This is a genomic window from Saccharothrix espanaensis DSM 44229 (genome assembly GCF_000328705.1).
Lineage (GTDB): Bacteria > Actinomycetota > Actinomycetes > Mycobacteriales > Pseudonocardiaceae > Actinosynnema > Actinosynnema espanaense.
In genome coordinates, this window is record NC_019673.1 from 3,063,902 (window position 1) to 3,088,398 (window position 24,497).

Annotated in this window: 15 protein-coding genes; 4 read left to right on the forward strand and 11 right to left on the reverse strand. The window is 69.6% G+C overall.

What is annotated here, in order from left to right; genetic code table 11:
* Positions 1 to 3: 3 nt before the first annotated feature.
* From BN6_RS14065 to BN6_RS14070, 3 genes are all read right to left on the reverse strand, one after another.
* Positions 4 to 6,450, reverse strand: a complete 6,447-nt coding sequence (locus tag BN6_RS14065; protein ID WP_148302865.1) for a golvesin C-terminal-like domain-containing protein — start codon at positions 6,448 to 6,450, stop codon at positions 4 to 6.
* A gap of 424 nt (positions 6,451 to 6,874) precedes the next feature.
* Positions 6,875 to 7,042, reverse strand: a complete 168-nt coding sequence (locus BN6_RS46655) for a hypothetical protein (RefSeq protein ID WP_158509384.1) — start codon at positions 7,040 to 7,042, stop codon at positions 6,875 to 6,877.
* 659 nt (positions 7,043 to 7,701) lie between these two features.
* On the reverse strand, positions 7,702 to 8,601 hold the full coding sequence (locus BN6_RS14070; protein ID WP_197540270.1) for an NmrA/HSCARG family protein: 900 nt from the start codon (positions 8,599 to 8,601) through the stop codon (positions 7,702 to 7,704).
* 116 nt (positions 8,602 to 8,717) lie between these two features.
* Here BN6_RS14070 and BN6_RS14075 point away from each other — a divergent pair, with 116 nt between their 5' ends.
* Entirely contained in the window at positions 8,718 to 9,275 is a 558-nt protein-coding gene (locus tag BN6_RS14075; protein WP_015100318.1) for a TetR/AcrR family transcriptional regulator, read from the forward strand.
* A 191-nt stretch (positions 9,276 to 9,466) separates the two neighbouring features.
* Here BN6_RS14075 and BN6_RS14080 read toward each other — a convergent pair whose 3' ends face one another.
* Complete coding sequence (locus BN6_RS14080; RefSeq protein WP_015100319.1) at positions 9,467 to 10,258, reverse strand: sensor histidine kinase; 792 nt, start codon at positions 10,256 to 10,258, stop codon at positions 9,467 to 9,469.
* Entirely contained in the window at positions 10,255 to 10,935 is a 681-nt protein-coding gene (locus BN6_RS14085; RefSeq protein ID WP_041312764.1) for a response regulator transcription factor, read from the reverse strand. The genes BN6_RS14080 and BN6_RS14085 overlap by 4 nt, the downstream gene beginning before the upstream one ends.
* A 224-nt stretch (positions 10,936 to 11,159) precedes the next feature.
* Between BN6_RS14085 and BN6_RS14090 the strand changes: the two genes are divergently transcribed.
* Positions 11,160 to 12,773 carry an FAD-binding oxidoreductase gene (locus BN6_RS14090; RefSeq protein WP_015100321.1) on the forward strand — a complete coding sequence of 538 codons (1,614 nt, stop codon included), beginning with the start codon at positions 11,160 to 11,162 and terminating at the stop codon, positions 12,771 to 12,773.
* Between the two features lie 256 nt (positions 12,774 to 13,029).
* Here BN6_RS14090 and BN6_RS14095 read toward each other — a convergent pair whose 3' ends face one another.
* From BN6_RS14095 to BN6_RS14110, 4 genes are all read right to left on the reverse strand, one after another.
* The gene (locus BN6_RS14095; RefSeq protein ID WP_015100322.1) at positions 13,030 to 14,136 is read right to left on the reverse strand and encodes a winged helix DNA-binding domain-containing protein; all 1,107 of its coding nucleotides are present in this window, start codon (positions 14,134 to 14,136) and stop codon (positions 13,030 to 13,032) included.
* Between the two features lie 2 nt (positions 14,137 to 14,138).
* A complete protein-coding gene (locus BN6_RS14100) occupies positions 14,139 to 15,170 on the reverse strand; it encodes an aldo/keto reductase (protein WP_015100323.1) in 1,032 nt (343 codons plus the stop codon).
* 554 nt (positions 15,171 to 15,724) lie between these two features.
* Positions 15,725 to 16,153, reverse strand: coding sequence for an SRPBCC family protein (locus tag BN6_RS14105; RefSeq protein ID WP_015100326.1), 429 nt, complete (start codon positions 16,151 to 16,153; stop codon positions 15,725 to 15,727).
* A 496-nt stretch (positions 16,154 to 16,649) separates the two neighbouring features.
* The gene (locus BN6_RS14110; RefSeq protein WP_015100328.1) at positions 16,650 to 17,081 is read right to left on the reverse strand and encodes a DUF6892 domain-containing protein; all 432 of its coding nucleotides are present in this window, start codon (positions 17,079 to 17,081) and stop codon (positions 16,650 to 16,652) included.
* A 1,291-nt stretch (positions 17,082 to 18,372) separates the two neighbouring features.
* On the opposite strand from BN6_RS14110, the gene BN6_RS14115 reads away from it, so the two are divergent.
* Together BN6_RS14115 and BN6_RS41890 are read left to right on the forward strand one after the other, a co-directional pair.
* A complete protein-coding gene (locus BN6_RS14115) occupies positions 18,373 to 18,657 on the forward strand; it encodes a hypothetical protein (RefSeq protein WP_015100330.1) in 285 nt (94 codons plus the stop codon).
* A 946-nt stretch (positions 18,658 to 19,603) separates the two neighbouring features.
* Entirely contained in the window at positions 19,604 to 20,797 is a 1,194-nt protein-coding gene (locus tag BN6_RS41890; RefSeq protein ID WP_148302866.1) for a hypothetical protein, read from the forward strand.
* 105 nt (positions 20,798 to 20,902) lie between these two features.
* Here the strand turns inward: BN6_RS41890 and BN6_RS41895 are convergent, their stop codons facing one another.
* Together BN6_RS41895 and BN6_RS14130 are read right to left on the reverse strand one after the other, a co-directional pair.
* Positions 20,903 to 23,371, reverse strand: a complete 2,469-nt coding sequence (locus BN6_RS41895) for a CapA family protein (protein WP_015100332.1) — start codon at positions 23,369 to 23,371, stop codon at positions 20,903 to 20,905.
* Positions 23,372 to 23,486: 115 nt separating this feature from the next.
* A complete protein-coding gene (locus tag BN6_RS14130) occupies positions 23,487 to 24,257 on the reverse strand; it encodes a hypothetical protein (RefSeq protein WP_148302867.1) in 771 nt (256 codons plus the stop codon).
* Positions 24,258 to 24,497 lie beyond the last annotated feature (240 nt).

Consider the following 24,497-nt stretch of genomic DNA (forward strand, 5'->3'; position numbering starts at 1 on the left):
GACCTACCTCGGGATCGTCATGCTCGCTCCGCGACCGGTGGCGTCCTCCACCGAGCGGTACACCATGAAGTTCACCTTCCGGCCCGCCATTCTGCTCAGTTCGCCGCGCAGGCCGGAAAGCCCGAGGGCGCGCAGGGCGCGTCGGTCGAGCGGACCGGTGCGGATGCCGCCGGACCTGGTCGCCAGGCCGGCCCCCTTCGCGGCGCCGAAGATGTCGTCGCCGGCCAGCGCCACGTCGAAGTCGCTGCGCCTGCCGACGTCGAACGGCGCGCCGGTGGTGTACTTGCGCCCGGTCACGGCGCTGCCCTGCATGACGCCCTGGGCGCCGGGGTAGCCGGCCCGTGCCAGACCGTCGTGCAGCGACCGGCCGAAGCTCTCGAAGTCGCCCCGGTTCGAGAAACCGTGCGGCGTTTCGCCGCAGTTGTGCACCAGCACGTCCTCGTCGGCGACACCGACGTAGTAGGTGTGGACGCCGTGCACGGTGAGGTTGTGGACCTTGCGGTGCTGGGTCCACTGCCGGGTGGCGAGGACCTCCCGACGCTCGCCGTCGGCGGTCAGGACCTGGTCTCCGACCCGCAGTTGCCCGGCATCGGCCCAACGGCCCTGGTCGTCGACCCAGAACGGGTGTTCGGCGGTCGCGACCACGGTCCCGGAGGTGTGACCCGCCTCGATCGTGATCTCGACCAGTTCCTTGGCACCCTCGCCGACGATCAGCGCGGTGACCGGGCGGACGGCGGTCGCCCCGGTGTCCGGGTCGCCGGCGAGGACCTCATCGCCCTCGCGCACGTCCTCGATCGGGCGGTGCGTTCCGTCGGCCATGAGCACCGGGGTGCCGGGGGCGAAGCTGTTGCGGCACGCGCCCGATCCGCCCTTGGTGGCGCTGGTGCCACCGCCGTTGGCCGCCTTGCCGCCCCCTGAGCCGCCGCCGGAGGCGTTCTTGCCGGTCGACGCCGTGCCGCCGGCTTTGCCGCCTCCGCCACCGGAGGGTTTGCCGCCGCTCGGTCCGCCCGCCTTCGGTGCCGGTTTCGGCGCGGGCGCCGCCTTCGCGCCGTTGGCCCCGGCATCGGCCGCCTGGCCGGCCGTCTTCGCCGCGCTCTGCCCGGCGTCGGCGGCCTTCGCCCCGCCCTGCGCCGCCTCGGCGCCCTTGACCGCGTACTTGCCCGCCTTGACCGCGGTGGCACCCCACCCGGCGAAGGGCACCGCCGCCGCGGCCGACAGCGCGGCGTTGGCGTAGTCCCCCTCTGCGGCGTACCAGGCCGAGTTCGCGAGGTCCGCGGCCTCGCCGACCACGGGGATCACGCCGGCGACGTCGAGCGCCGCGTGCCCGACCTCCTTGGCGTTGTCCTTCACCCAGTCCGCGGCGTCGTCGAGCCACCCGTGGCCGTCGATCTCCACCTGGGACAGCGGGTTGCCGGCGCCGAAGGCGTACCGGTTGTTCGTCCACGGGTCGGTGGTCATCCCGAGGTCCGCGAGCGCCCCGTTGTACAGGTCGAGCGTCAGAAACCTGTTCAGGCCGGGGGAGTAGTCCCGGAACCCCATGTCGTAGGTGTCGGTGCTCTTGTCGTGCCGGGTGGTGTTGAACCGGTACGAGTTCTCCTCCGGCTTGTCCGGGTTCGCCTGGTCGGGCTTGTCCTCGCCGGAGAACTCCTTCTCGTCGTCCTTGCCGTAGGCGGTGTAGCCGTAGGTGGACTTCGCGTCGCCCTGGGAGTCGGTGACCTGCTCGACGTCGGAGTGCGGGTTGAACCCGTAGACCGAGTCCTCCTCCTTGCCGTCGTCGGAGTACTTGACCTGCGCGAGCAGCTCGCCGTCGTTGGAGTACTGGTACGCCTTGCGCAGCTTGCCGTTCTCGTCCTCGGTCAGGACCTGGTCGGACAGTCCGAGGTAGTGGAACGCAGTGGTCTTGTCACCCTCGACCCTGGTCTGCTGCCGGTCCAGCGGGTCGTAGGTGTACTTGGTGGTCTTCGGCCCGGTGCCCTGGTCCTTGACGTGCTCCACCTTGCGGTCGAACCCGTCGTAGGTGTACTTCTCCACCTGCTTGCCGGACTGCGTCACCTGGTGCAGGCGGCCGAACGCGTCGTAGTCGTAGTTCGCCTGCTGCCCGTCCGTGGTGGACGACAGCAGCCGGTTGCGGTCGTAGTCGAACGCGGTGTGCGCGCCGTCGACCCGCTGGTCCCAGACGTTGCCGTTGTCGTCGTGCTTGTACTCCTCGGTGCGCTCGCCCTCGCCACCCTTCTTCGTCACCTTCCGCACCCGGTCGCGCGGGTCGTGGGTGTACGTCGCGTCGGCGTTGATGGTCGCGCCGTGGTCGTCCGCGTTCTGCTTGCGCCCATCGTCGCGGATCTTGTTGGAGTTGGAGTCGTACGCGAGGTTGTGCTCGACGACGACCTGCCCGCCGTCCTTCTTCTTCTCCAGCTGCCGGCGCAGCAGCCCGTCGAGGTAGTAGGTGTAGTCGACGGTGTTGCCGTTGCTCTTGACGTGCCTCTCGACGTGCCCGCGCGAGGTGTAGGTGAAGGAATTGATCTTGCCCTGGTCCGCGTCGTCCTTCTTGTTGGTGACCTTCGTGACCAGGTCGCGCGCGTTGTACTCGTAGAGCGCCGACTTGCCGTCGAACTTGGCGAACGTCAGGTTGTCGTTCTCGTCGTAGCGGTAGTCGGTGGTGTGCTTGACCGCGCCGGCCTTGAGCTCCTCGACCTTCTCCGCCAGGTTCACCGCGTTGTAGGCGACGCGGTAGGCGTCGACCGGCGTGTTCGGCGTGGAGTCGGTCATCTCCACCAGGTTGTCGTTCGGGTCGTACCGGTGCTCGAAGACCTTCTTCTCGTCGTCGGCGTCCGCACTGTTGTCGCGCACCAGCTGCACGGCGTCGGCGGCCACGGTGCCGTCGGCCTTGCCGGACAGCGTGATGGTGCGGGACTGCCCCCCTGACATGGCGTACTTGCCGATGCTGGTCCACTCACCGGCCCGCTGCGTCTGGTCGACGCGCGCGGTGCTCGTGCCGCCGTTGTGCTCGACGGTGTACGCGGCGTCCGTCGCCGTGGCACCGGGATGGCGCACCAGCACGTCGTAGGTGCCGTCGGCCGGAACGGCGGCCTTCCAGGTGAACGCGGCGTCGTCGGCGTCGGTGGCGCGGTACGCGGCGTCCTGGAACCCCCTGCCCGACTCCTCGGTGCGCCAGTTCCCCTTCACCTGGGTGCGCGCCGCGTCGGAGTTGTCGACGACGACCACGTTGCGGCCCACCGGGACGCCTTCGTCGGAGCGCTTCTTGAGTTTCCCGTCGGGGAAGTACTCCCACGTCTCCACGCGCTGCGCCCCACCGCCGGCGCTGGTCACCGTGCGGTTGGACTGCTGCCCGGTGGCGGTGTAGTCGTAGGCGGTCTTGATGTCCCACGGGTCGGTGGACGTGCGCAGCCAACCGTTGTCGTAGTACGTCTGCCTGGTGACGTTGCGGGCCGACTCGCCGTGCGACGGCGGCGCGCTGACCTCGACCAGGTCGCCGACCCCGTTGTAGGTCTTGATCGTGCCGACCGGCGTCTTGTGCTCCGCGTCGTCCGGGTCGTAGGGCAGGATCTCCTCGCGCACCCGGTTGAGCTCGTCGTAGACCGTCTCGCTGACGAAGTCGTCGCCCTTGTCCGGCGTGTCCACCCCGCGCGGGTTGACGGTGCGGGTCAGGTTGCCGACCTGGTCGTACTCGTACCTGGTGGTGAAGTACCGGATTTCGCCGTTGTCGGAGCTGTGCGGGGAGCGGACCTCGCGCTGCAGGCCGCGCTCGTCCAGTTCGATGAGCGTCTCGTTGCCCTGCTCGTCGATGCCGGCGACGACGTTGCCGTCGCGGTCGTACCGCGTCTTCGCCGAGTGGCCGTCCGCGTCGACGGTCTCCACCACCTGGTGGTTGGCGTCGAAGACGTACCGGGTGGTGAAGTCGTTGGGGTCCGGTGTCTTGTACTTGCGCGCGTCGACCTCTTTGACGAGGTTGCCGACGTCGTCGTACTCCGCGCTGATCACGTTGCCGTTGACGTCGGTGGCCCGGATGACCCGGTCGAGCTCGTCGTAGGTGAAGGAGTAGGTGAAGTCGTCCGGTTCCCCCGGGGTCAGCATCCCCTTGGGTTCGGTCTGCTCCAGCAGGTTGCCGACGGCGTCGTAGGCGAACGTGGTCAGCTTCTCCGGACCGCCCGGGTCGTCCTTGGGCGCGTAGACGCCGACCTGCCGGTCCATCGCGTCGTAGGCGACGCGGGTGACGGCGCCGTTGGCCGCGGTGCTGGTCACCACGTTGTCGTTGCGGTCGTAGCGCGGTCCCGGCGTGACGATGTAGGCGCCGGCTGCCTGGTCCTTCGGCTCGCGCGTGTCCAGCGGGCGCTTGAAGACGTCGTAGGTGTACGTGCCGGTCTTGCCGTGCGCGTCGGTGACGGAGGTGACGTTGCCGACGTCGTCGTAGCGGTAGGCCGTGGTGCAGTTGAGCGGGTCGGTGATCAGCCGCGGGTAGCCGTTGGCGTCGTAGTCGCCGTACTTCGTGGTGTTGCCGTTGGCGTCGGTCTGCTCGATCAGGTGGCCGAAGCCGTCGTAGGAGTAGCGCGACGTGTAGTCGTTCTGGTCCGGGGTCGCGTTGCCCTTCGGGTCGGTGACGGCGAGCAGGTTGCCCTTGTCGTCGTACGCGAACGTCCACTTGCGACCTTCGGGGGTGACCTTCTCGGTCAGGTCGGCGACGTGCCCGCCGAGCTCGGTGCGGTAGGCCAGGCGGGTGGCCGGGCCGTTCGTCCGGTTGGCCTCGGCGTCGCGGATCTCCAGCGGGAAGCCGGTCTTCTGGTCGTAGGACCAGGTCTGCGTGGCGCCGTTGTGCTCGACCAGGCGGACGACGTTGTTGTCGGCGTCCCAGTGCACCTGGGTGGTCTCGTTCTTGGCGTTGGTGATGCGCTCCGACCGCCCGTAGCCGTCGAGCAGGGTGCGGGTGGTGTGGCCGTTGCCGTCCACCAGGGCGGAGTCGACCTTCGAGCCCTTGTCGGCGTCCGGGTCGACGTAGTCGAAGCCGGTCGTGGCCTGGCCCCGGTCGGTGATGGTCCGGACGTTCCACCTGCGCAGCGCTTCACCGGCGCCGGTGAAGTAGTCCACCCTGGTGGTGCCGCCGTTCGGGTCCACCACGGACAGCAGCTTGGCGTTGGCCTCGTCGTAGAAGAACGTGAAGGGCTTGGCGTCCGGGTTGCCCAGCCCGTCCACGACCTCACCCAGGTGCCCCTTGTCGGTGTAGGTCAACGCCACCACCCGACCGGACACGTCGGTGACGGACTTGAGCTTGTTGATGATGAACAGGTTGTCCAGGTTCGTCCCGGTCAGCTTCCTGCCGCCGAGGATGTACGAGAACGCGTCGCCGCGCTGGTAGTAGTCCAGCGTCAGCGTGCGGCGGCCGGTGGCGTCGGTGACGTGCTTCAGCACACCGGTGTTGCGGTTGCCCAGCAGCGCCCGCTCGTAGGTGAACGACATGGTGTTGCCGCTCTTGTCCACCGTCGCCGTGTGGTAGCCCTGCGCGTCGAAGAAGAACTCCGTGCGCTCCGGCGTGGTGAACACCCAGCGCCGCTGGTCATCGCCGCCCGGGAGGTACCGCAGGTACAGGTGCACGCCGGCCGGCGCGTCGTAGGTCCAGTTCCGGCTGTCGGCGCTGTCGTGCTTGTTCAGCTCGAACAGGTGCCCGGTGCCGTCGCCGTCGACCAGGCTCACCGTGGTCGGCCAACCGAGCAGCCCCGGCAGGAGGCCGCCGAACTCCAGCGGTGTGCCGAGCCGGTTCAGCGTCGACGCCGTGACCGACCACCCGGGGCCGGCGTAGGAGTTCGAGGTGTCCGAGGAGTTGTAGGACAGCCGGCTGAAGCTCGCCAGGCCGCGGCTGGGGTTGGTCAGCACGTCGTAGTTCCACACGGCGTTGCCGGAGAACTGGTTGACCGACAGGTTTCCGCCCGCGCCGGTGGCCAGGCCGGCGTAGGAGTAGAAGTGCTCCAGCCCGAGCTGGTCGGAAGTGGGCCGCTCCACGCGCACGTCCAGGTCGAGCGTGGGCACGCCCGCCGTCTCGGACAGCCACCTGCGGGTGCTGGTGTCGTAGACGTCCCACCGCAGCGTGAACTGCTCGCGGTCGTTGCCGATGTCGGCCGGCGCCGGGGCCTTCACGCGTGCGTCGAGGGTGACCTCCGCGCCCGGCGCCAGGTTCGCCGGCAACGCCGTGTCCAGCCGGTTGCCCGCCGTGGCGTCGCCGCCGTCGGGCAGGGTCCAGTGGTAGGACAGCACGTGCCTGCCCGCCACCAGCGGTGACTGCGTGGTGTTGCGGACGGTCACCCGCACCGGGTGCTCGTCGCCCGGGATCATCCGCCGCGGCGTGTCCGGCGCCGCGTAGGCGGCGGACGCCTGATCAGCCTGGATCGGCCTGCTCTCAGGAGCCTGCGCGGACGATTCGGCCGCCTCCGCCGCCACAGCCACCTGGGTGCACCTCGGTGACGGTGGCGCGGCCACCCTGGGCGCGGTCTCCGCGGCTCTCGCGGCCGGTGCCGGCACCGGTGACAATCCTGCCGCCACCAGTGCGAGCAGCGAAGCGGCAGACCAGAACAGACGTGCTTTCCCCTTGTTCACGCGTTTCCCCCCGCGCCGTGCGCAGGCACGCTCCACCCACCAGCGGTCCCCGAAGAACGCCGCCGACGTGAGCAACCTGCGTTCCACCCCTACGAACACCAAGGCCCTCATGATCCCCACCAAGGCGGCCTCGCGAGCATTCAAGCACAGCGGACGTGGTCGGTAATGGGCTTTCCAGGTGACGAAACGACCGTCGTAGACCTACTCCGCGTAGAGCCGGCACCCACGTGCGCATTCCACGTGGGGAGGGCAGAAGTGCATACCTACCAACAGTTCATCGCTGGAAGGAACGATCCAGTCGGTCCGAACCGGCGGGCTCGGCGAGCACGTCCGCCACGGAGAGGCCCGTCTTTTGGCTGACGGCGTACCGCTCGGCCGACGAGAGTCGCCGGGACAGCGTCTCCTGGGTCTGCTGGAACCGAGCCCGCTCCTGCGCGGGCACCGGCACTCCCAGCGCCGGGGGAGCGTGTTGCGAGTCGGTTCCGGTAGTTCGGTCGGCCGCACACCGAGCTGTCCGAACAGATCGTCGACGGCGCGGGCGAACTTGCCCGCGTCCGGCGATGCCGGTTCACCTAGGGCGCCGGGATCGTCGTCCTGCTGGCCAACGGCGGTGTCCGGGGCGACACACCGGAGGCGACCAATGCCGCCTCCCGCCGCCGTCCCGCTCGGCGCGGCGCTCCGCTGAGAAACCGTGGACCCACCCCTCCCGGGCCGGGCGGAGCACCGGCGCACGGCGTCGCGCAACCATCGCTGGGCTCCGTCGGCGGTGGGGCGCGGGTGCCAGTCCACGCCGATCGTCAGGGGTGGTGGGCACCAGGCCGACCGCGTCGGCGACGGCGGCCGGTGTCGGTGCTAAAGCTTCGATCTGGCATTCGTCCAGGAGCGCGGACCCTGTTGCACGGTCTTGACTCGCACCCTCGGGGGGATCGGCCGTTGGCGGCTGGCCCCGCCCCCGTGAACGGCCTGTGCCGCTCCGATACGCGGGGCGGGGCGCTTCTCCATCGGGTTGGCGCGGTCCGATCGCCCGGCCGGGGGTGTGGGCGTGGGTCACCAACCGCCCTGCGGCGGTGCGGGCGCGGACAGGTGGCGGCTGTTGACGGCTTAGCCGGACGACCGGTTGCGCAGGGTGTTCCTCGTCCAGTCGGTGAAGGTCGTCGTTGGTACACCCAGGTGTGCGGCGAACCTCGGACGCGCCGGCGCGGGATGGGCGCTCATGTGCTGCTGCGCTTGGAAGAGCGCGGTGAGGAGGCCGTCCGCGCGAGCGGGTGCCGGGCTGGGGGCGAGTTCGATGGGGGTCCCGAGTTCCCGGGACAGGACCTGTGCGGCGTCGCGGAAGCTCAGGACGTCTCCGGCCAGTTCCAGTTCGACGCCGTGGAAGCGTTCCGGCTCTGCGAACGCCGCGGCGGCGGCTGTTCCGATGTCGTCCACCGCGACCAAAGGGTGTTCGACGTCGGGGTCGACGGCGGCGACGAGTCGGTTCGAGGTCATGTCGGCGAAGTAGGGCGATGGCCGGGCGAAGTTCTCCATGAACGTGGCCGGCCTGAGGATCGTCCACTGTGGAAAGCCGGCGGTGCGCACGAAGTTCTCGATGGCGGCTTTGCTGCGGTAGTAGTGCCGGGTGAAGGAACCCCAGCGCCGCTCGTCGAAGTGCTCGCCGTCGATCGTGCCGACGCCCGAGACCGAGGTGTGCACCACGTGCCCTATCTGCGCCTGTCGGGCGGCCTTGATCAGGTTGTGGCCGTGGCGGACTTCGGAGTCGCCCTGCAGGTCGCTGATGTCGGGCGTCTGCACCGAGAACACCGCGTGAGCGTTGTCAAGGGCCGCCTCCAACGACGGGGCGTCGTCCAGGTCGCCTCGCACGAGAACGGCTCCGAGTTCACGCAGGGCGGCGGCGCGCTCGGTGTCGGTGTCTCGCACCAGAGCGTGAACCCGGAGGTGGGAGGCCAGTAGCGCGCGAACGACGGCGCCCCCCTGTTTGCCGGTCGCTCCGGTGACCAGCACGAACGACGGTGATGTGGGCACGGCTGCCCCTCCGATCAGTAAGTGGGGTACCACACCGTTTTCTGTCCGCTACGATATGGGGTGGCACCCCGTTTGTCTAGCGAGAGGTCGTCCCGATGGCGAGCAGTGGGTCCAGGTCGCAGCGGGCGGACTGGCAGCGCAACCACGAGCGACTCCTGGCGGCGGCCCGGCCCCTCGTCGCCCGGGACGGGGCCCGGGTCTCCTTCGAGGAGGTCGCCCGCGAGGCCGGAGTGGGTTCGGCCACGCTGCACCGGCACTTCTCGTCTCGGCGCGTGTTGCTCGACGAGGTCTTCCGCGAGGCCGTCGAGCGCTTGCGCCGCAGAGGTGACGAATTGGCCGGCGGTGACCCCGGCACGGGGCTGCTCGCGTGGCTGGAGGAGCTGACCGTGACCGCTGTGGAGACCCGTGGCCTGACCGCGTCGTTGGAGGGTGACGCGGACGGGGGGCCGTCCTCGGCCGACGGCTGCCACGGCGTGGTGCGGGAGGCGACCGTGAACCTGGTGGACGCAGCGCTCGCGGCGGGTGCCGTACGTCCGGGAACCTCACCGGACGACCTGCTCGCCCTCGTGACGGCCATTTCCCTGGCCAACGAAGGTGATCCGGCAGCGGCACGCCGGCTGCTGCGCCTCGCCTGCGACGGCGTCCGGCCCTGAGCGGCGGCCACCGGGCGCGGCCATTGGGCGCGGCCATTGGGTGTTGCCCGAACGTCGTCTACGCGGTCAGGTCACCAGGCCGTGGCGGAAGGCTGGGACGAGGCTTGGACGCGGTCGCGTAGGCCGGGTTCGGTGGGGATACGGCGAAGCTGGGGTGCGGGGTCCGCCTTGATGCGAACGGTCATGGCGGGTCAGGAAGTGTTGTCGACGGGGAGGGTGACTCGGACCGTGGTGCCCTGGCCGGGTGTTGAGGTGACGCCGACCGTGCCGCCGTGTGCGGTCACGATCGCCTCCACTATGGCCAGGCCCAGACCTGATGAGCCTCCGTTGTCGCGGCGGCGGCCGGGGTCGGCGCGGTAGAAGCGCTCGAAGACGTGCGGCAGGTGTTCGGGTTCGATCCCGTCACCGTCGTCGTGTACCGCGATCGTCACTTCTGCGTCCTGGCGGGTGACGGTGACCGTGACCGGCGTGCCGGGTCTGGTGTGCTGGACCGCGTTTCCGACGAGGTTGCGCAGGACTTGCTGGATGCGCGGGCCGTCCGCGTCGATGACCGCTTCCGCCGCCCCGTGCAGGGTGATGACCCGGTCGGCGCTGACGACCTGGGCGTCGTCGACGACCTCGCCGGCCAGCGCGACGACGTCCACCGGCTCGCGGTCGAGCGGACGGGCCGCGTCGAGGTGGGCCAGCAACGCCAGTTCATCGACGAGCAGTCGCATCCGGCCCACCTCGGCCTGCATTCGCTCCATGGCGTGGTCGAGTTGGGCGGGGTCATGCAGGGCGCCTTGGACGTACAGGTCGATCCAGCCCTGCATGGTCGCCAGCGGCGTGCGCAGTTCGTGGCCGGCGTCGGCGACGAAGCTGCGCAGCCGGTCCTGTGCCCGCCGCTGGGCGTCGAACGCACGCTTGACCGCGGTGGCGATGGCGGCTTCCGGCCCGGCGAGCAGCAGGACGAGGGCGAGCCGCCATCGGGAGGGCCGGTTCATTCTTGCACCGCCCGCAGGTTGTAGCCGAACCCCCGGACGGTGTGGATCAGCGAAGGCCCGCCGAAGTCGATCTTGCGCCGCAGGTTGGAGACGAACCGCTCGACCACGCCCGTGTCGCCGCCGAAGTCGTACTGCCAGACGTGGTCAAGGATCTGGGCCTTGGAGACGACCCGCCCGGAGTTGGCCAACAGATAGCGCAGCAGCCGGAACTCGGTGGGTGAGAGCTCGACCGGGCGCCCGTTCCGGGTCACCTCGTGCCGGGCCTCGTCCATCACCAGGTCGCCGCAGCGCCACCTGTCCTCTGGTGACACCCGGCGGGAACGCCGCAGCAGCGCCTCCAGCCGCGCGGCGACCTCCACCACGTGGAACGGCTTGGTGAGGTAGTCGTCGCCACCGAGGCGCAGCCCACGCACGCGGTCATCCAGCTCGTCGCGGGCGGTCAGGAACATCACCGGCACGGTGACGCCCCGCGTGTGCAGCAAGTGCAGCAGGTCGAAACCGCTCGTGCCGGGCAGCATCACGTCGAGCACGATCGCGTCGGGCGTGCGGGCTTCTATCGCGGCCAGCGCGGCCGGCACGTCACCGACCGCCTCGACCTCGAACCCCGCGAAACGCAATGCGGCCAGCAACAGCTCCCGCAGGCCCGGGTCGTCATCCACCACCAGAATGAAGTCCACCTCCCCATCACACCACCCTGGCGGAGATCGGACGATGCCCGCCGCGGTCCGGCGAGCCGTGCGTCCGTCGCCGGCGTGTCGCACCGTCCGCGTCGGGGCGGCTTGGCACACCCGAACCTGATGGTTCCCTGCCGGTTGCCTGACGGTCGCCCCGTTTCGATGGTGTGTCCGACCGGCTGCTCCTAGCGTTTTCCTTGGCACACCAACACACAGAGGGGGAAACGATGTCTGGTACCACCCGTCGTGGATTCATCGCCGGCACCGCGGCCGTGGGCGGTGCCGCGCTGGTCGGAAGTCCGACCGGCGCGGCCGTGGCGATGGAGGAAGGCGTGCGCGACTCGGCCGTGATCGCGCCGCACGACGCCCGCTATGAAGACCTCGTGCTGCGCCGGACGAGCGAGCGGTTCTTCCCCCGGCCCGCGTGCTTCCGGCTGCCCACCACGACCGAGCAGGTCGTGCGCGCGGTGGACGAGGCCGTGCGGCAGGGGAAGCGGGTTACCGTCCGCAGCGGTGGGCACTGCTACGAGAACTTCGTGGGCGACGGCGCGGAGGTGATCATCGACATGTCGGCGATGCGGCAGGTCACGTTCGACCGGCGCCGCGCCGCGTTCATGATCGAGCCCGGCGCCAGCCTGTGGTCGGTGTTCGAACGGCTCTACCTCGGTTGGGGTGTCACGATCCCCGGTGGGCAGTGCGGGGGCGTGGCCGCGGGCGGCCACATCCAAGGTGGCGGTTACGGTTCGCTGTCCCGACAGTTCGGCTCGGTGGTGGACCACCTCTACGCCGTGGAAGTCGTCGTGGTGGACCGCTCGGGACGGGCACGGGCGGTGGTCGCCACCCGGGAACCGGGCGACGACAACCGCGACCTGTGGTGGGCGCACACGGGAGGCGGGGGCGGGAACTTCGGCGTGGTCACCCGGTATTGGTTGCGTTCGCCCGGTGCCAACGGCAACGATCCCTCCCGCCTGTTGCCGAAGCCTCCCGCTACGACCCTGGGCGCGACCCTCTGGTGGAGTTGGCGGGATGTCACCGAAGAGTCGTTCCACCGTCTGCTGCGCAACTACGGCGAGTGGCACGAGCGGAACAGTGCGCCCGACTCGCGTTACGCCAGCCTCTTCAGCCCGTTGCTGATCACCCGGCGCAACACCGGCGCCGACCCCGGCGGATTCGCCATGGTGCCCGCGTTGGACGGGAGCCTGCCCGACGCCGACCGGCTGCTGCGCGACTACCTCGCGGAGGTCACCGAGGGCGTCCCCGGCACGATCACGGTAACGCCGCCCCATCGGCTGCCGTGGCTGGCGGCGGTGAAGGCCGGGTCGCTGAGCCAGTCCGACGAATCCGGGATGTTCAAGGCGAAAGCAGCCTACCTGCGCAGGCGATTCACCGACGAGCAGATCAGGACCGCCTACACCCACCTGACGAGCACCGACCACGACAACGAACGCGCACTGCTGCTGCTGGTCTCCTACGGCGGCAAGGTCAACACCGTGGCGCCCGACGCGACCGCCTTGTCCCAGCGGGACAGCATCATGAAAGTGATCTACACCGTCACCTGGACCGATCCGAATCGCGAGCAGGCGAACCTCGACTGGATCCGACGCTGGTACAGCGCCATGTACCGGGACACCGGAGGCGTGCCGGTCCCGAACAGCGTGAACGACGGCTCCTACATCAACTACCCGGACGTCGACACCACCGATCCGAAGTGGAACAAATCCGGAATCCCTTGGCACACCCTGTACTACAAGGACAACTACCGCAGGTTGCAGCAGGTCAAGCAGCGCTGGGACCCGCGCGACGTGTTCCACCACGCCATGTCGATCACGCTGCCGCACTAGACCAGGCGCTGCCCTGCAGGTGATCGGTGCAGAACGAGTTGGGGTGTTGTCGGCACGCCTGGAACCGCTGATCCCGGTGTGCCCACGACACTTCCGTCCCCCCGGCCGCAAGCGTGCCGCCGACCGGGCCACCCTGGAGGGCATCCTGTACGCGGTGCGCACCGGCATCGGCGCTGAAGCCGGCTGTCCGCAGCGCTGTTCGGCGCCTCGGGTGCGACGTGTCGGCGGCGGCCGGCCGAGGGGCACTCGGGGGTGCTCAATGCGGCGCTGTCGCCACCATGACGCCGCAAGCGCTGTTGTCGTTGCCTGAGAAGAAAGAAGCGAGTTCCCTGCCTTGCTCGGCGACGGCGGTGTGCTCGGCCCTGGTGAACGGGCGCAGCGGCGTGACCGTCACGGTTCCTTTCGTCGCCGTCCACGTGCCGGCGACGCGACCGTCGACCAGGACGAAGCGTGCGCCGGTGACCGAGAGGCCGCGGTGGGCGTCGTCGATGATCCGGCCGCGGTCGTGGTAGCCGAGCACCGCATTGTCGAAGGCGGGGAGGAACCGGACGGGGGCGGGCGTGTCCGGGTCCGGCCGCGGCGCGTCGGGGAGGTCGAGCAGTTGCCTGCCCCGTTCGTCGCGGAAGGTCACCAGCTTCTCGCGGATCGCCGCGACCGCGCCGGGCAGTCCGGCGAGCCCGCACCAGGCGCGCACATCGGCCGCAGTGGCAGGCCCGAAAGCGGCCAGGTAGCGCATGACCAGTGTTTCGCCGACCGGGTCGGTGCCGTCCGGGGCCGGCGGGTCGATCTCCCGGCCCAGCCAGGAGGCGAGCGACGCCGTACGTGCGCCCGCCTTCGTCCGCCAGAGCCCGCGCGGTGGCAACTGGACAGTCGGGACGAGGGCGACGACCGCCATCTCGCCCAGCGCCCGCGGTCCGGCGGCAGGCCACCGCGCGGCAAGTATCCGACCGACTTCGGGCATCGTGCGGGGTTCGTCCTCGGCGAACACCACCCGGGCCGCCGCCGCGAGTTCTTCGAGGTCCACCCCGTCGAACTCGTGGCGGTAGACGCCGAGTACCCGTTGGCGCAGCATGAGTTCGTGGCGGGCGCGCCACTCCACGGCGTCCCGGGCAGTGACCAGGTGAACGGTGCGGCGCATGAGGTGGGTCCGCACTACAGGACGCCCGGTCAACAGATGGTCCAGTGTCGCCGGGTCGAACGCGTGCAGCCGTGACCAGAGACCCACGAACGGTTCTTGAGGTTCCTGCGCTTGCATACCGCACAGGTGCGCCACGGCGTCGAGCACCGGCAGTTCGACACGCTCGAGCAGTAGCTGCCGGGCGAGCGTCGTCCGGTTGAGCGCCCGGGTGCTCAGCACCGTCATCGTCAGCCCGCTGCCCGTTCAGCGGCGTGGCGACGGCGCAACGCCGGGTCTTCGAGAGCCGGTGGTGTGTAGGAGATGTCGAGCGGGCCGAGGTCGGTGCCCGGCGGCACGATCCGGTCGATCCGGTCGAGCACCTCGTCGTCCAGGGTGGTGGTGGCGCCGGCCAGCAGGTCCTCGAGCTGCTGCATGGTCCGCGGGCCGATGATCGCGGCGGTGACGCCGGGGTGGGTCACGGCGAAGGCCATCGCCAGGTGGGTCAGCGAGAGGCCGGCGTCCTGGGCCAGGGGAAGCAGTTCCTCCACCGCGTCGCGCTTGCGCTCGTCGGTCATGTGCCGGGGCACCCAGTGCATCTTCTGCGGGTCCTGCACCGGGTCGCCCTTGCGGTAGCGGCCGGTGAGCAGGCCCATCGCCAGCGGGCTCCAGACCAGCACACCCATGCCGAAGCGCGAGCAGGTGGGCAGGATCTCGCGCTCGATGCCGCGGTTGAGGATGGAGTACGTCGGCTGCTCGGTGCGGAAGCGCTGCAACCCGCGGCGGTCTGCGACCCACTGCGCCTCGACGATCTCCGAGACCGGCAGGTTGGACGAACCGATGGCGCGGACCTTGCCGCTGCGGACCAGGTCGGTCAGTGCGGACAGGCTTTCTTCAAGATCGGTCCCCGGGTCGGGGTGGTGGATTTGGTAGAGGTCGATGTGGTCGGTTTGCAGGCGCCGCAGCGAGTGCTCGACCTCGCTGATGATCCAGCGCCGCGAGCTGCCGCGGCGGTTGGGGTCGTCTCCCATCGGGCCGTTGACCTTCGTGGCCAGCACCACGTCATCGCGACGCCCCCGAAGCGCGGCGCCCACGATCTCCTCGGAGACCCCGTGGGGGCCGTAGACGTCGGCGGTGTCGACGAAGTTGATTCCAGCGTCCAACGCCCGGTGGATGATCCGGGCGCAGTCATCACGGTCGGGGTTGCCGATGCCGAAGTTCATGGTGCCGAGGCAGTAGGGGCTGACCTGGATCCCCGTACGGCCGAGTGGGCGCGTCCTCATTGCGGTGGTGTCCTAACAGTGTGGGCGGTGGCTGTGGCCAGGGAAGACCACTCGCGGCGAGGGCGAACGCCGCTCCATACGCCCACTGTCTCAGCGGAAGCGGCCTGTTTACGTCCGCTACTCGACGCCCGCAAGTGATCCCGTCGGTGCCGGATTCTCGGCGCCGGACAGCGTCGGCACGTCGTCCTCGAACCAGGAGTAGCGGAAACCGGGGGTGGGCGGCCAGCGGTACACCTCCACCCCGGCCGCGACGAGCAGTGAAACGTGCTGCGTCAGCAGTCTGACTTCCCCAGTGGGAAGTGCAGCTCGAGCCCCGCGTAGATAGCCCTGCCCGACACAACCCCCCCCGCATCGCACACCGCGAGCCCGGTCGAACTGGACCTCGACCATGATCGCAGTCGGCCTGCAACGGCCTCCGCAAGGCGCAAGCTGGTGGGCTGTCCGCCCGAAGGCGTGGTGCGACGGCCTGCCCGGACAGGCAGCCGTCACCGGACCACTCGCCACCCTGGGTTACGTCTATTTACCGATGACCGCTGTCGAGGGCTGGGCCGGTGTCAGAACCACTCGTTGCCCCGTTCGGCGGCCTGGGTGTCGGTCTCGGCCGTCGCACGGTGGGTCAGCACGGCCACCGCCTCCTCCAGGCCGCGCTGGACGTCCGGTCCGCCCGCGCGCTCGGTGTGCAGGGTGATGGCGACCTCGCTCCGCCCTGCGCCGTGGTCGGACACGGTCAGCTCGCCGTGGTAGTCGTCCTCACCAGGCGTGCCCCAGGACAGGGTGTGCCGGTCGCGGTCCACGCGCAGCCACCCCTCGGCCGTGATGTGCTTGCCGCCCACGTCCGCCTCGACGTGCACCCGGTCTCCGCCCACCGGCTCGACCTCGGTCAACTTCGGCATGTACTGGGGCAGGGTGCGGGGGTCGGCGAGGAAGTCGAACAGCCGGTCCGCGGGCAGGTCCACCTCGGCTTGGTGCGTGTAGCTGGCCACGAGTCCGCTCCCTTGACGTTCGGTGCTGTGGAACCGTCGGGTACCCGGACAGTTGGGCTCCACACGCCACCATCGGGTCAGCCGAGGGTGCCCAACACTCAAACTTCCGCAACTTACTCAACGGCCTCCTGAGTCTCGCTGTCGCTCAAACCTCTTCGGCTTTCTTGCACACGAATGATGAGCTTCTGGACAGGTTCGCTCGGCTCCACTCCGCCGTTCCGATCAACGAAGCGGAGGGGTCGATTCCCATCGACTTCACCTCACCCGCGGTTCAGCGGCGGGTGAGTCGAGGGTATAAACAGCTGACCACCGAGCCGGATGAAGGTCAGATAAAGCAGTCGTGACGCCTCACCTCACGATCATGCCCTGGACGCTCAGGGTGCGGGATCGTCGCAGCTCAGCGTTCCGGTGCAGAGTTTTGGTACCTCATCGGAAGCCTTTGCGGAGTCCTTTCTGCCGGGGCGCGGGAGCCGTCGAGTGATAGCGACTCGGCTGTTCATCCCACGGCGATGCCGCGGGCCTTGAGGATGTCCTCGGCGCCGGGGGCGGCCATCATGGCCTCGTCGCCGCCGTGGATCACGCGGAGGTTGGGCAGCAGGGCGAGGTCGTCCAGTGAGGTGACGTCGAAGAGGTCGTCCTCTCCGTCCCAGAACGGCGAGCACTGGTGGTAGATCTCCAGGCCGCCGTCGGTGGTCAGTTCATCCACGGCGGCCAATTGGTCGGGGGTGATCTCCAAGTCGGTGAAGTACTGGCGGGCTTCCTCGAGGACGGTGTACAGCAGGTCCTGTTCGTACAGGTACTTCCACAGGTCGCCGGTGGCGCCCTTGGCGTGGAGAACGTCGGCGATCCGGAAACGGGGCTGGATCACCTTGTCCTGGTACATGAGCTTGTCGATGACCAGCAGCTTGAAGTTGAAGTCGCGGAACATGCCCCACTATCTACCAGACCGCCCCGACAATGCGGGCAGTCAACACCGCCTCCTGATCGGCGAATCGTGCACACTGACGCCCGCCCCGGCGGACAAGTCGGGCTGACTGCCGACCAGGCGGCGCCCCTCTGCGGACTCCGTCTGGCCAGTACGTGCGGGCGGGGTCCCCGTTCTGGACACCGACCGACGTCACCACGGCCGTGGTGACGTCGGTCGGCACAGCAGCACTGGTCAGCACGCTGCCGCTGGCACCGGTCCGGGTGTCGTTCCGCTGTCATATGAGCCATTCGAGGTCGGACCGGGTAGCGCTTCTGAGCTTGTCTTTCAGACGGTTCGACTTGGTTGGTGCACGTTCGTGGTGGGCGGGTCTGGTGTATGCCTGGCCGATGGCCAGGGCGCGTCCGACGTCGGAGCGTTGTGCCGCAACGCGGTTCCTCGTTCCGGAAGGTCTTCCCGGTCCGGGTGGGACAGGTTTCGGTGTCGCCACTGGGCGGGCGACGGTCGGGTGGAGGTGCGGAACCCGCGCCGGACGTGGGCCGGGAGTCAATCGGGCAGGTTTGGTTTGCTGGAATCGGTATGGTTCCCGTTTCCTGCCTGATTCGGTGCTGCTCCGGGATGATGTGTGCGGAGTGCGCGGGGAGCACGTGGGAGCGGGTTGTAGCAGTATGGGAGGCGTTGGATTTGTCGGTCGGTGCTGAATCGCGTCCAGCGGCTCCTGATGGTCGGGCTCTCGTGCGGTGCGGCTTCTTCACGCACAGCCGTCGAGCGCGTCGTGCTGCCGTGCGGTCTCTATCGTCAACTTTCTTGGCCGGTTCGGACCACCCGGTCATCGCCAACCTGCCCTGGCTGCTGCCACTGGTCATCGTGGCGGGCCTGGGGACGGCCTGGTGGCTGCGTCGCAACTGGCCGTCGGTCTACGAGGCGCTGGGCGCCGACCTGGAACGCGACCCGACCCCGTCGGACCGCGTGCCGGCGGAACCACCGACTGACTCCGGGCTCCGGCCGGTCGGCACGCGGTCCAGCGGGCTGCGGACCGACCGGCCGCAGGGGCGGGACCTGGTTGCCGGCCTGTGTTTCCGTTTTGATGACTCGGATTCCGGCTGCACTTACGGTCTGGTATCCGGCAAATGGTCGCCGATTCCCTGTGGCGTGGGGAATTCTCGCCATCGGCGGGCGTTCGGTCCACGGCGGACGGCGGATCGCCCCGCTGTCGAAGAGGTCAGGGAACGCGGTCGGCCCTTGCCCGAAACGGCCGTTTCGGACGGGTTGTCGGACTGTCAGGATCGCCGTCATGAGACCACTCATCCTGTCGGCCGCGGTCTTCGCGGCCATGCTGCTGCCGGTTTCCGCCGCCTCCGCCGCCGACTACACGGTGCCCCGTGCCGCGTCGGGATCCGCGACCACGCGGAGCCCCAACTCGGCCATCGAATCCGCCGGCGCCAGCGCGCGCGGCGCCGTTCTGGCGGCCGGCGTCGACTGCGTGGGCTGGCGCTACAAGATTCTCAGGCTTGAGGAGCTGCCGAGCGTCGCCCTGTACTCGGCCACCGTGGAGGCGAGCGCGATCTGCGTGAGCTGAACCCGGACGACCGCGCCGGGCGACCGGGTTCATCGGGCTTTCGGGCTCACCGGCCGGTAGACGGAACCGTTCAGCGGCGCGAGGACCTTCCAATCGAGCGTCTTTGTCGGCGGTCAGGTTGCGGACGTACGTGACGTAGTCGGCGGTCTCGACGGTGGCGGTGTAGTCGTCCGGTTTGGGCGCGGGTGACGGGCGCAGGTGGACGGCCATCAGGAAGCACGGCACGGTCGTCGCAGCGGGTCAAGCACCAGTGCTGGCGGCCGTGGCGCAGCAGGAAGCGGTTGTAGGGCCGGAATCAGCATGCGGCGAGGGGTTCGCGTCCGGGCTGGTGAGCAGGTCCGCCGCGTTGGCCGCCAGCGCCGCCCGGGCGTGGCGGCGAACAGCGACCTGACCTGCTCGCAGGCGGCGGCCAACCTGGGCTTCGCGGGGGCCTGGCGTTGGCGAAGTCGGTGGGGAGTTGGGTTGTTACCTGACGTCAGGGTGAAGTCACCCGATGTCAGGGCGAATGGGTTGGTGGGGGCTGGGTGGCCGGGGTTCTGTGGATGTCGAGTTCTGTCAATGGTCGGGTTGGGGCTTGCCGCCGGGCGACATCTGAGGTCAACTTGTCGCCGGTGGCACCACCTGGGTGTGGTGTTTCGGCGATCACGGGAACCACTGTGAGAGCACATGATCTTCGTCCGGGTGCGAACGGGGCGCACTCGGACTTGGCCTTATGGAGAGCCCCGTGTCAAAGCGTGTGATCGGACTGATCGCGGCCGTCGTCCTGGTAGTCGTCGGCTTGGTCGTCGTCTCGCCGTGGGACTCGCCTTCGGAGTCCGCCGCGGGCGGTGGTGTGCCCTCTTGCACGGCCGGCTCGGTGGGGGAGTGTCCGGTTGTGACGTCGTCGTCGTCGGCGGCGGTTACGGCCTCCGCGTCTTCGGCTACGCCGTCGACCACCACACCACCGGTGACGACGACCGTGCCTCCGCGTGACGAGTTGGACCTCCCGTTGGTTCCTTGGGAGGGCGGCCCGAAGTACTACGGGCAGTTCGCCAAGGCCGGGGCGTGGACGGATCCGAACTTCTTCCCCGTCGCGGTGTGGGGTGCCACCGTCGGGACGCAGGAGGACGTGGACCTCGACAAGGCGGTCGGGATCAACACGTACCTGGAGCTCTACGACACCCCGCGGCTCGACCTCATCCGCAAGGCGGGCATGTTCGCGCTGCACGACCAGACGACCAACCCGCACCTCGGGTCGGAGACCGTGGGGTGGCTGCTGGCCGACGAGCCCGAGCAGTTCGGCCAGGGTGACGCGCTGAACCTGCTGCGGGCCAACGCCTCCGCCCTGCCGAACGACGGGCGGATGCGCTACACGAACTTCACGGCGAACATGATCTGGCCGAACTACGCCCCCGAAGGCGAAACCGCCGAGCAGTGGCTCGACGTGAACAGCGCGGCGTCGCTCGACACCTACTGGTACGGCCGGTACATGGGCTGCGACCGACTGTCCTACCCGGACCTGCCCGCCCTCAACCAGAGCCTGTTGACCGAGGCCGAGTGCTACCGGCCCTTCAACTACGGCTACGGCGTGACGAAGCAGCGGGAGATCGCGGCCTCGTCGGGCAAGATGGAGAGCGTGTTCGGGTTCGTCGAGAACGGCCGTCCCTACGCCGAGAACGCGGCGATCAAACCCGATCAACTCCGCGGGTCGGTGATGAGCATGCTCATCCACGGCGCGCGGGGCATCAACTACTTCAACCACACCTACGGCGACTGGTGCACGAGCAGCAACAACTTCCGTTACACCGCTCAGCAGGGCGGCGACTGCTACGCCGAGATGACCAAGGCCGCGACCAAGGTCAACGGCCAGATCAAGGCACTCGCCCCGGTCCTCAACACCCAGAGCTACCAGTGGGAACTCAACCCGTCGCTGGACACCATGCTCAAGCTGCACGACGGGAACGCCTACGTCTTCGCGATGGGCAAGGGCATCCCGGGCGGGACCGCGACCGGGAGCTTCGACCTGACGCTGCCCGCGGACGTTCGCGGCACCTCGGTGGAGGTCGTGGACGAGGGGCGCACCATCCCGGTCGTGAGCGGCAAGTTCACCGACACGTTCGCTTCCGACACCACCTACCACATCTACAAGGTGCGGGCGTGAGTGTGCGCACCTGTGGCCGGGGTGGTTGACAGCCTGTACTGACCCGCCGGCGGGTGGACTTCGCGGTCCACCCGCCGGAAAGGACAGTCCACAATGGACTAGAGGTCAGGGTGCCTTGGGCAGCATGACTTCGTAGGCCAGGGTCGACGCGGCGTTGCCGCGGTTGCGGGCCATGGTGTGGGTGGCGAAGTTGGTGTTCGAGGACTTCGCGTCGCGCCACTCGACGAAGCGCAGGTCGTCCAGGTCCGCCCACGCCGTCTGCTCGGCGGAGGCGGTCACCTTCAGGTAGGGCATCACCATGTTGCCCTTGGTGGGGCCGGTGTCGAGTTCGGCCACCGTCAGGTCCACCGCCACCTGGTGCCACTGGCCGTCGGCGGGCACGTCCACCGGTTTGGTGAGGGTGACGACCACCTTCGAGGTCGGGTCCTCGGCCGGGTTGCTGTCGTCGAAGTGGTACACGTCGAAGCGGACCACCGCCTGGGCGGAGGAGGAGCGGCGGACCTTCGCGACCAGTGAGTAGGACGGCTCGGGGTCGGTGGCCACGGCCTTGCCGCGCTTCTCCTCGAACGCGCGGTGGCGGGGCAGCGGGATCCGGGCGATCGGCCTGCTCTGCACCGAATCCCCCTCCCTGGCTTCCAGGCGCAGGCTGCGCAGGCCGGCGGCGGCGTCGCCCGGACGTGCGCCCTCGCCCCGGCTGTTCACGCTCCAGTGCACCGCCTCGCTGACCGTCGCGTCGGCCGTCTCGTCCTCGAAGTGGCCCCATTCGTACAGGTCGCGGCCGATGTCGACGTTGGTGCCGCTGACCGGTTTGACCAACGCGGAGGCGGGTTCCGCCAGGTCGACCGCGGCACCCGGGCCGACGTCGCGCTGTTTCGACTCGGCGGCGCGGGCTTCGGTGACCAGGCGGCCGGTGTGCCGTTCCAGGACGAGCTGCGCCGGCGTGCCGGCTTCGCGCGGTCGGGTCCGCACGTCGCCGGAGTCGGTCCGGTAGGACTCCAGCGGCAGGAGGCTGCGCTCCCAGACGCGGGCCAGCACCCGTTCGGCCGCGGAGTCCGTGACCGGGACGGGCTTGTAGTCCACCAGTTCCAGCGGGTACAGCCTGGCTTCGACGAGCGTGTCGCCCTCCCACACCGTGCGCAGGAACGCGCTGGCGAACGTGGCCAGGAAGTTCTGCTCGAACACGAAGTTGCCCAGGCTGTAGGCGATCAGCTTGCCCTTGTACCACTCCAGGCCCTGCAACACGTGCGGGTGGTGGGCGACGACGATGTCCGCGCCCGCGTCGATCGCCTTGCGCGCGACCTCGCGGATGTTGTCCGACGCCGCTTCCTGGAACTGGAACCCGGCGTGCAGCTGCACCATCACCAACGGGTTCTCCGCGGCGGCCTGCCGGATCTGGGCCGTGGAGCCCTCGGTGCTCCACAGGGCCGCTCCGCCGTGGCCGCGCCGGGCCACCCAGTCCTGCACCTCCGGGTACACCCGGGCCAGCGACGCCCACATGGCGGCGACCTGGTCGGCGGGCAGCCGGGATTCCGCGGCGCTGAACCGCTCCCACGCCTCGCGGATGCGGCGCGGGGCGTTCGGCACACCGCCCTGGGGGTGGCCCCAGGTCCGGGTGTCGTACTGCCAGCGGTCCGCCTCGGCCACGTCGTCGGGCTCGCGGACCGACGCCTCGGGGAAGCTCTCGTTGACGAACGAGCCCTCGACGCTGGTGTAGGCCAGCACGCCGACCCCGGTGCCGTTGACCTCGCGGCGGTGCGGTGCGGCGGCCTCGGTGGCGTTCGCGCCCGCTCCGACCATCGCGATCCCGGCACCGGACAGGGCCGCGCGGGTGTCGGCCACGCCGCCGTCGAGCAGGTCGCGGGAGTGGTTGTTGGCCAGCACCGCCAGGTCGGTGGACAGCGCGCGCAGGCCCGCGACGGTGGCCGTGGCGGACTTGAGGATGTAGCGCTTGCCGGGGTACGCGGCGTCGTCGGGCTTGTCGCTGACGACCGTCTCCACGTTGACCGTGCGGAAGTCGGCGGCGGCGAACGCGGGGGCGATGGCCGACACGACGTCCTTGGCGCCGTCGGCCGCGCCGTCGTCGGGGATCAGCGGCTCGGACCGGCCGCTGGACTCCTCCTGGCCGGGTTTGACGTACCGCCGGCCGAACATCACGTCACCCGCCGAGTGCACCGCGAACCGCTTGCCGTTGCGGGCCAGCAGCCGCAGGTCGACCCGCTTGCCCGAGTCCGACCAGCCCAGCGGCACCGGCTCGGTCAGGTGGCCGTCCGCGGCGACCACGGCCATGGCCGGGCCGGGCAGTTCGGGCACCTCCACCAGGCCGTCCTCGTCGGAGGTCAGCGTCGCCGGGTTGCCCAGCGGGGAGTGCACGGTGACCGTGGCGCCTTCGACCGGGTCGCCGGACTCGTCGGCGACCCGGAGCGACACCGCGATGGTGCCGCCGCCGGCCGGGCGCAGGCAGCCGGCGCAGTCCGGGTCGTTGACCGCGTAGACCACCGCCCCGGCCGTCAGGGCGGCGGCCAGCGGGATGGCCACCCACGGCCACCGGCGTCTCAACGTGCCGATGATGCGCACACAGAACCCTTTCGCAGTAACGGATTTCCCAGGACGTGACAACAGCGTGGTCGGCACGGCACGGGTCGAGGAAGGTCGGCCGGCCCGGGTGGACGCCCGCGCCGGCGGTGTCACGTCAACCGCCGTCCAGCGCCTCGGCCAGGACGCGGACCACGTCGTCCCGGCCGGTGGGGGAGTCCCGGGTGGTCCGGTTGATCTCGACGTGGGCGAAGAAGGCCCCGTGCTCCGCCGCCGCCCCGCCCTGGCGGTTGTGCCGGCCCTCCAGCTCGCCGCAGTCGCGCGTCCACGCCCGGCACACCCGCAGCGACCGGTCGAGGCCGTCGGCGATCTCCTCGATCCGCGGGGTCCGCGCGGTCGCGCCGGGGGAGAGCACCAGGTCGGCGGAGTCGAGGCTGGCGTCGTCGAACCCGTGCAGCTGCACCTGGGGCAGGTGGTCGCGCGAGTGGCGTTCGGCCAGGGCGTGGAACATCGAGTCCGCGCGGTGCGCGACGTCGCCCGCGCCCGCCGCGACCCGGCGGTGCGTGCCCGCCACGGCGAGCACGGCGCCCGGCACGCGGCGGAACAGTTCCAGCCCGATGTCGGCTGTGCGCAGGTCGTTGGCGGGGTGGGGCACCTGCACCGCGAGCCGCGCCGAATGCCCGAGGTCCACCAGGTACAGGCCCCAGCCCTGCTCCGCGTCGGGTTCGGTGGCGGCGATCGCGTAGGGGCGTCCGGTCCGCTCGTCGACGCCGCGCGCCACGGCGAGGCCCAGCGACCGCAATTCGTCGTCGGCGGCCGACGGGGTCGCCCCGAGGCGGGTCAGCGATTCGGTGAACGCCTGCCGCTGGGTGTCGTTCGGCGGGCGGTAAGGCGCGTCCTCGTGCAATGCGGACGCGTAATCGCGCACGCGATCGGCGAGGTCGGCCGGAGCCGTCGTGGGGTTCGGCGCATCGTCGGAAGGCCCTCCGGCGTGACACCCGATCAAGGAGATGCTGATCACGGCGAGAACAAACCGGAAGCGCAGCGGGAACCGTAAATCGGTCACCGAATGTAGTCGGATTCGCTCGGTCGACACACTTCCCGCCTCCGCATGGTCTAGCCGTCTGCTAAATTCCGGTGCAGAATTTACGCTTTGTATCAAAGTGGA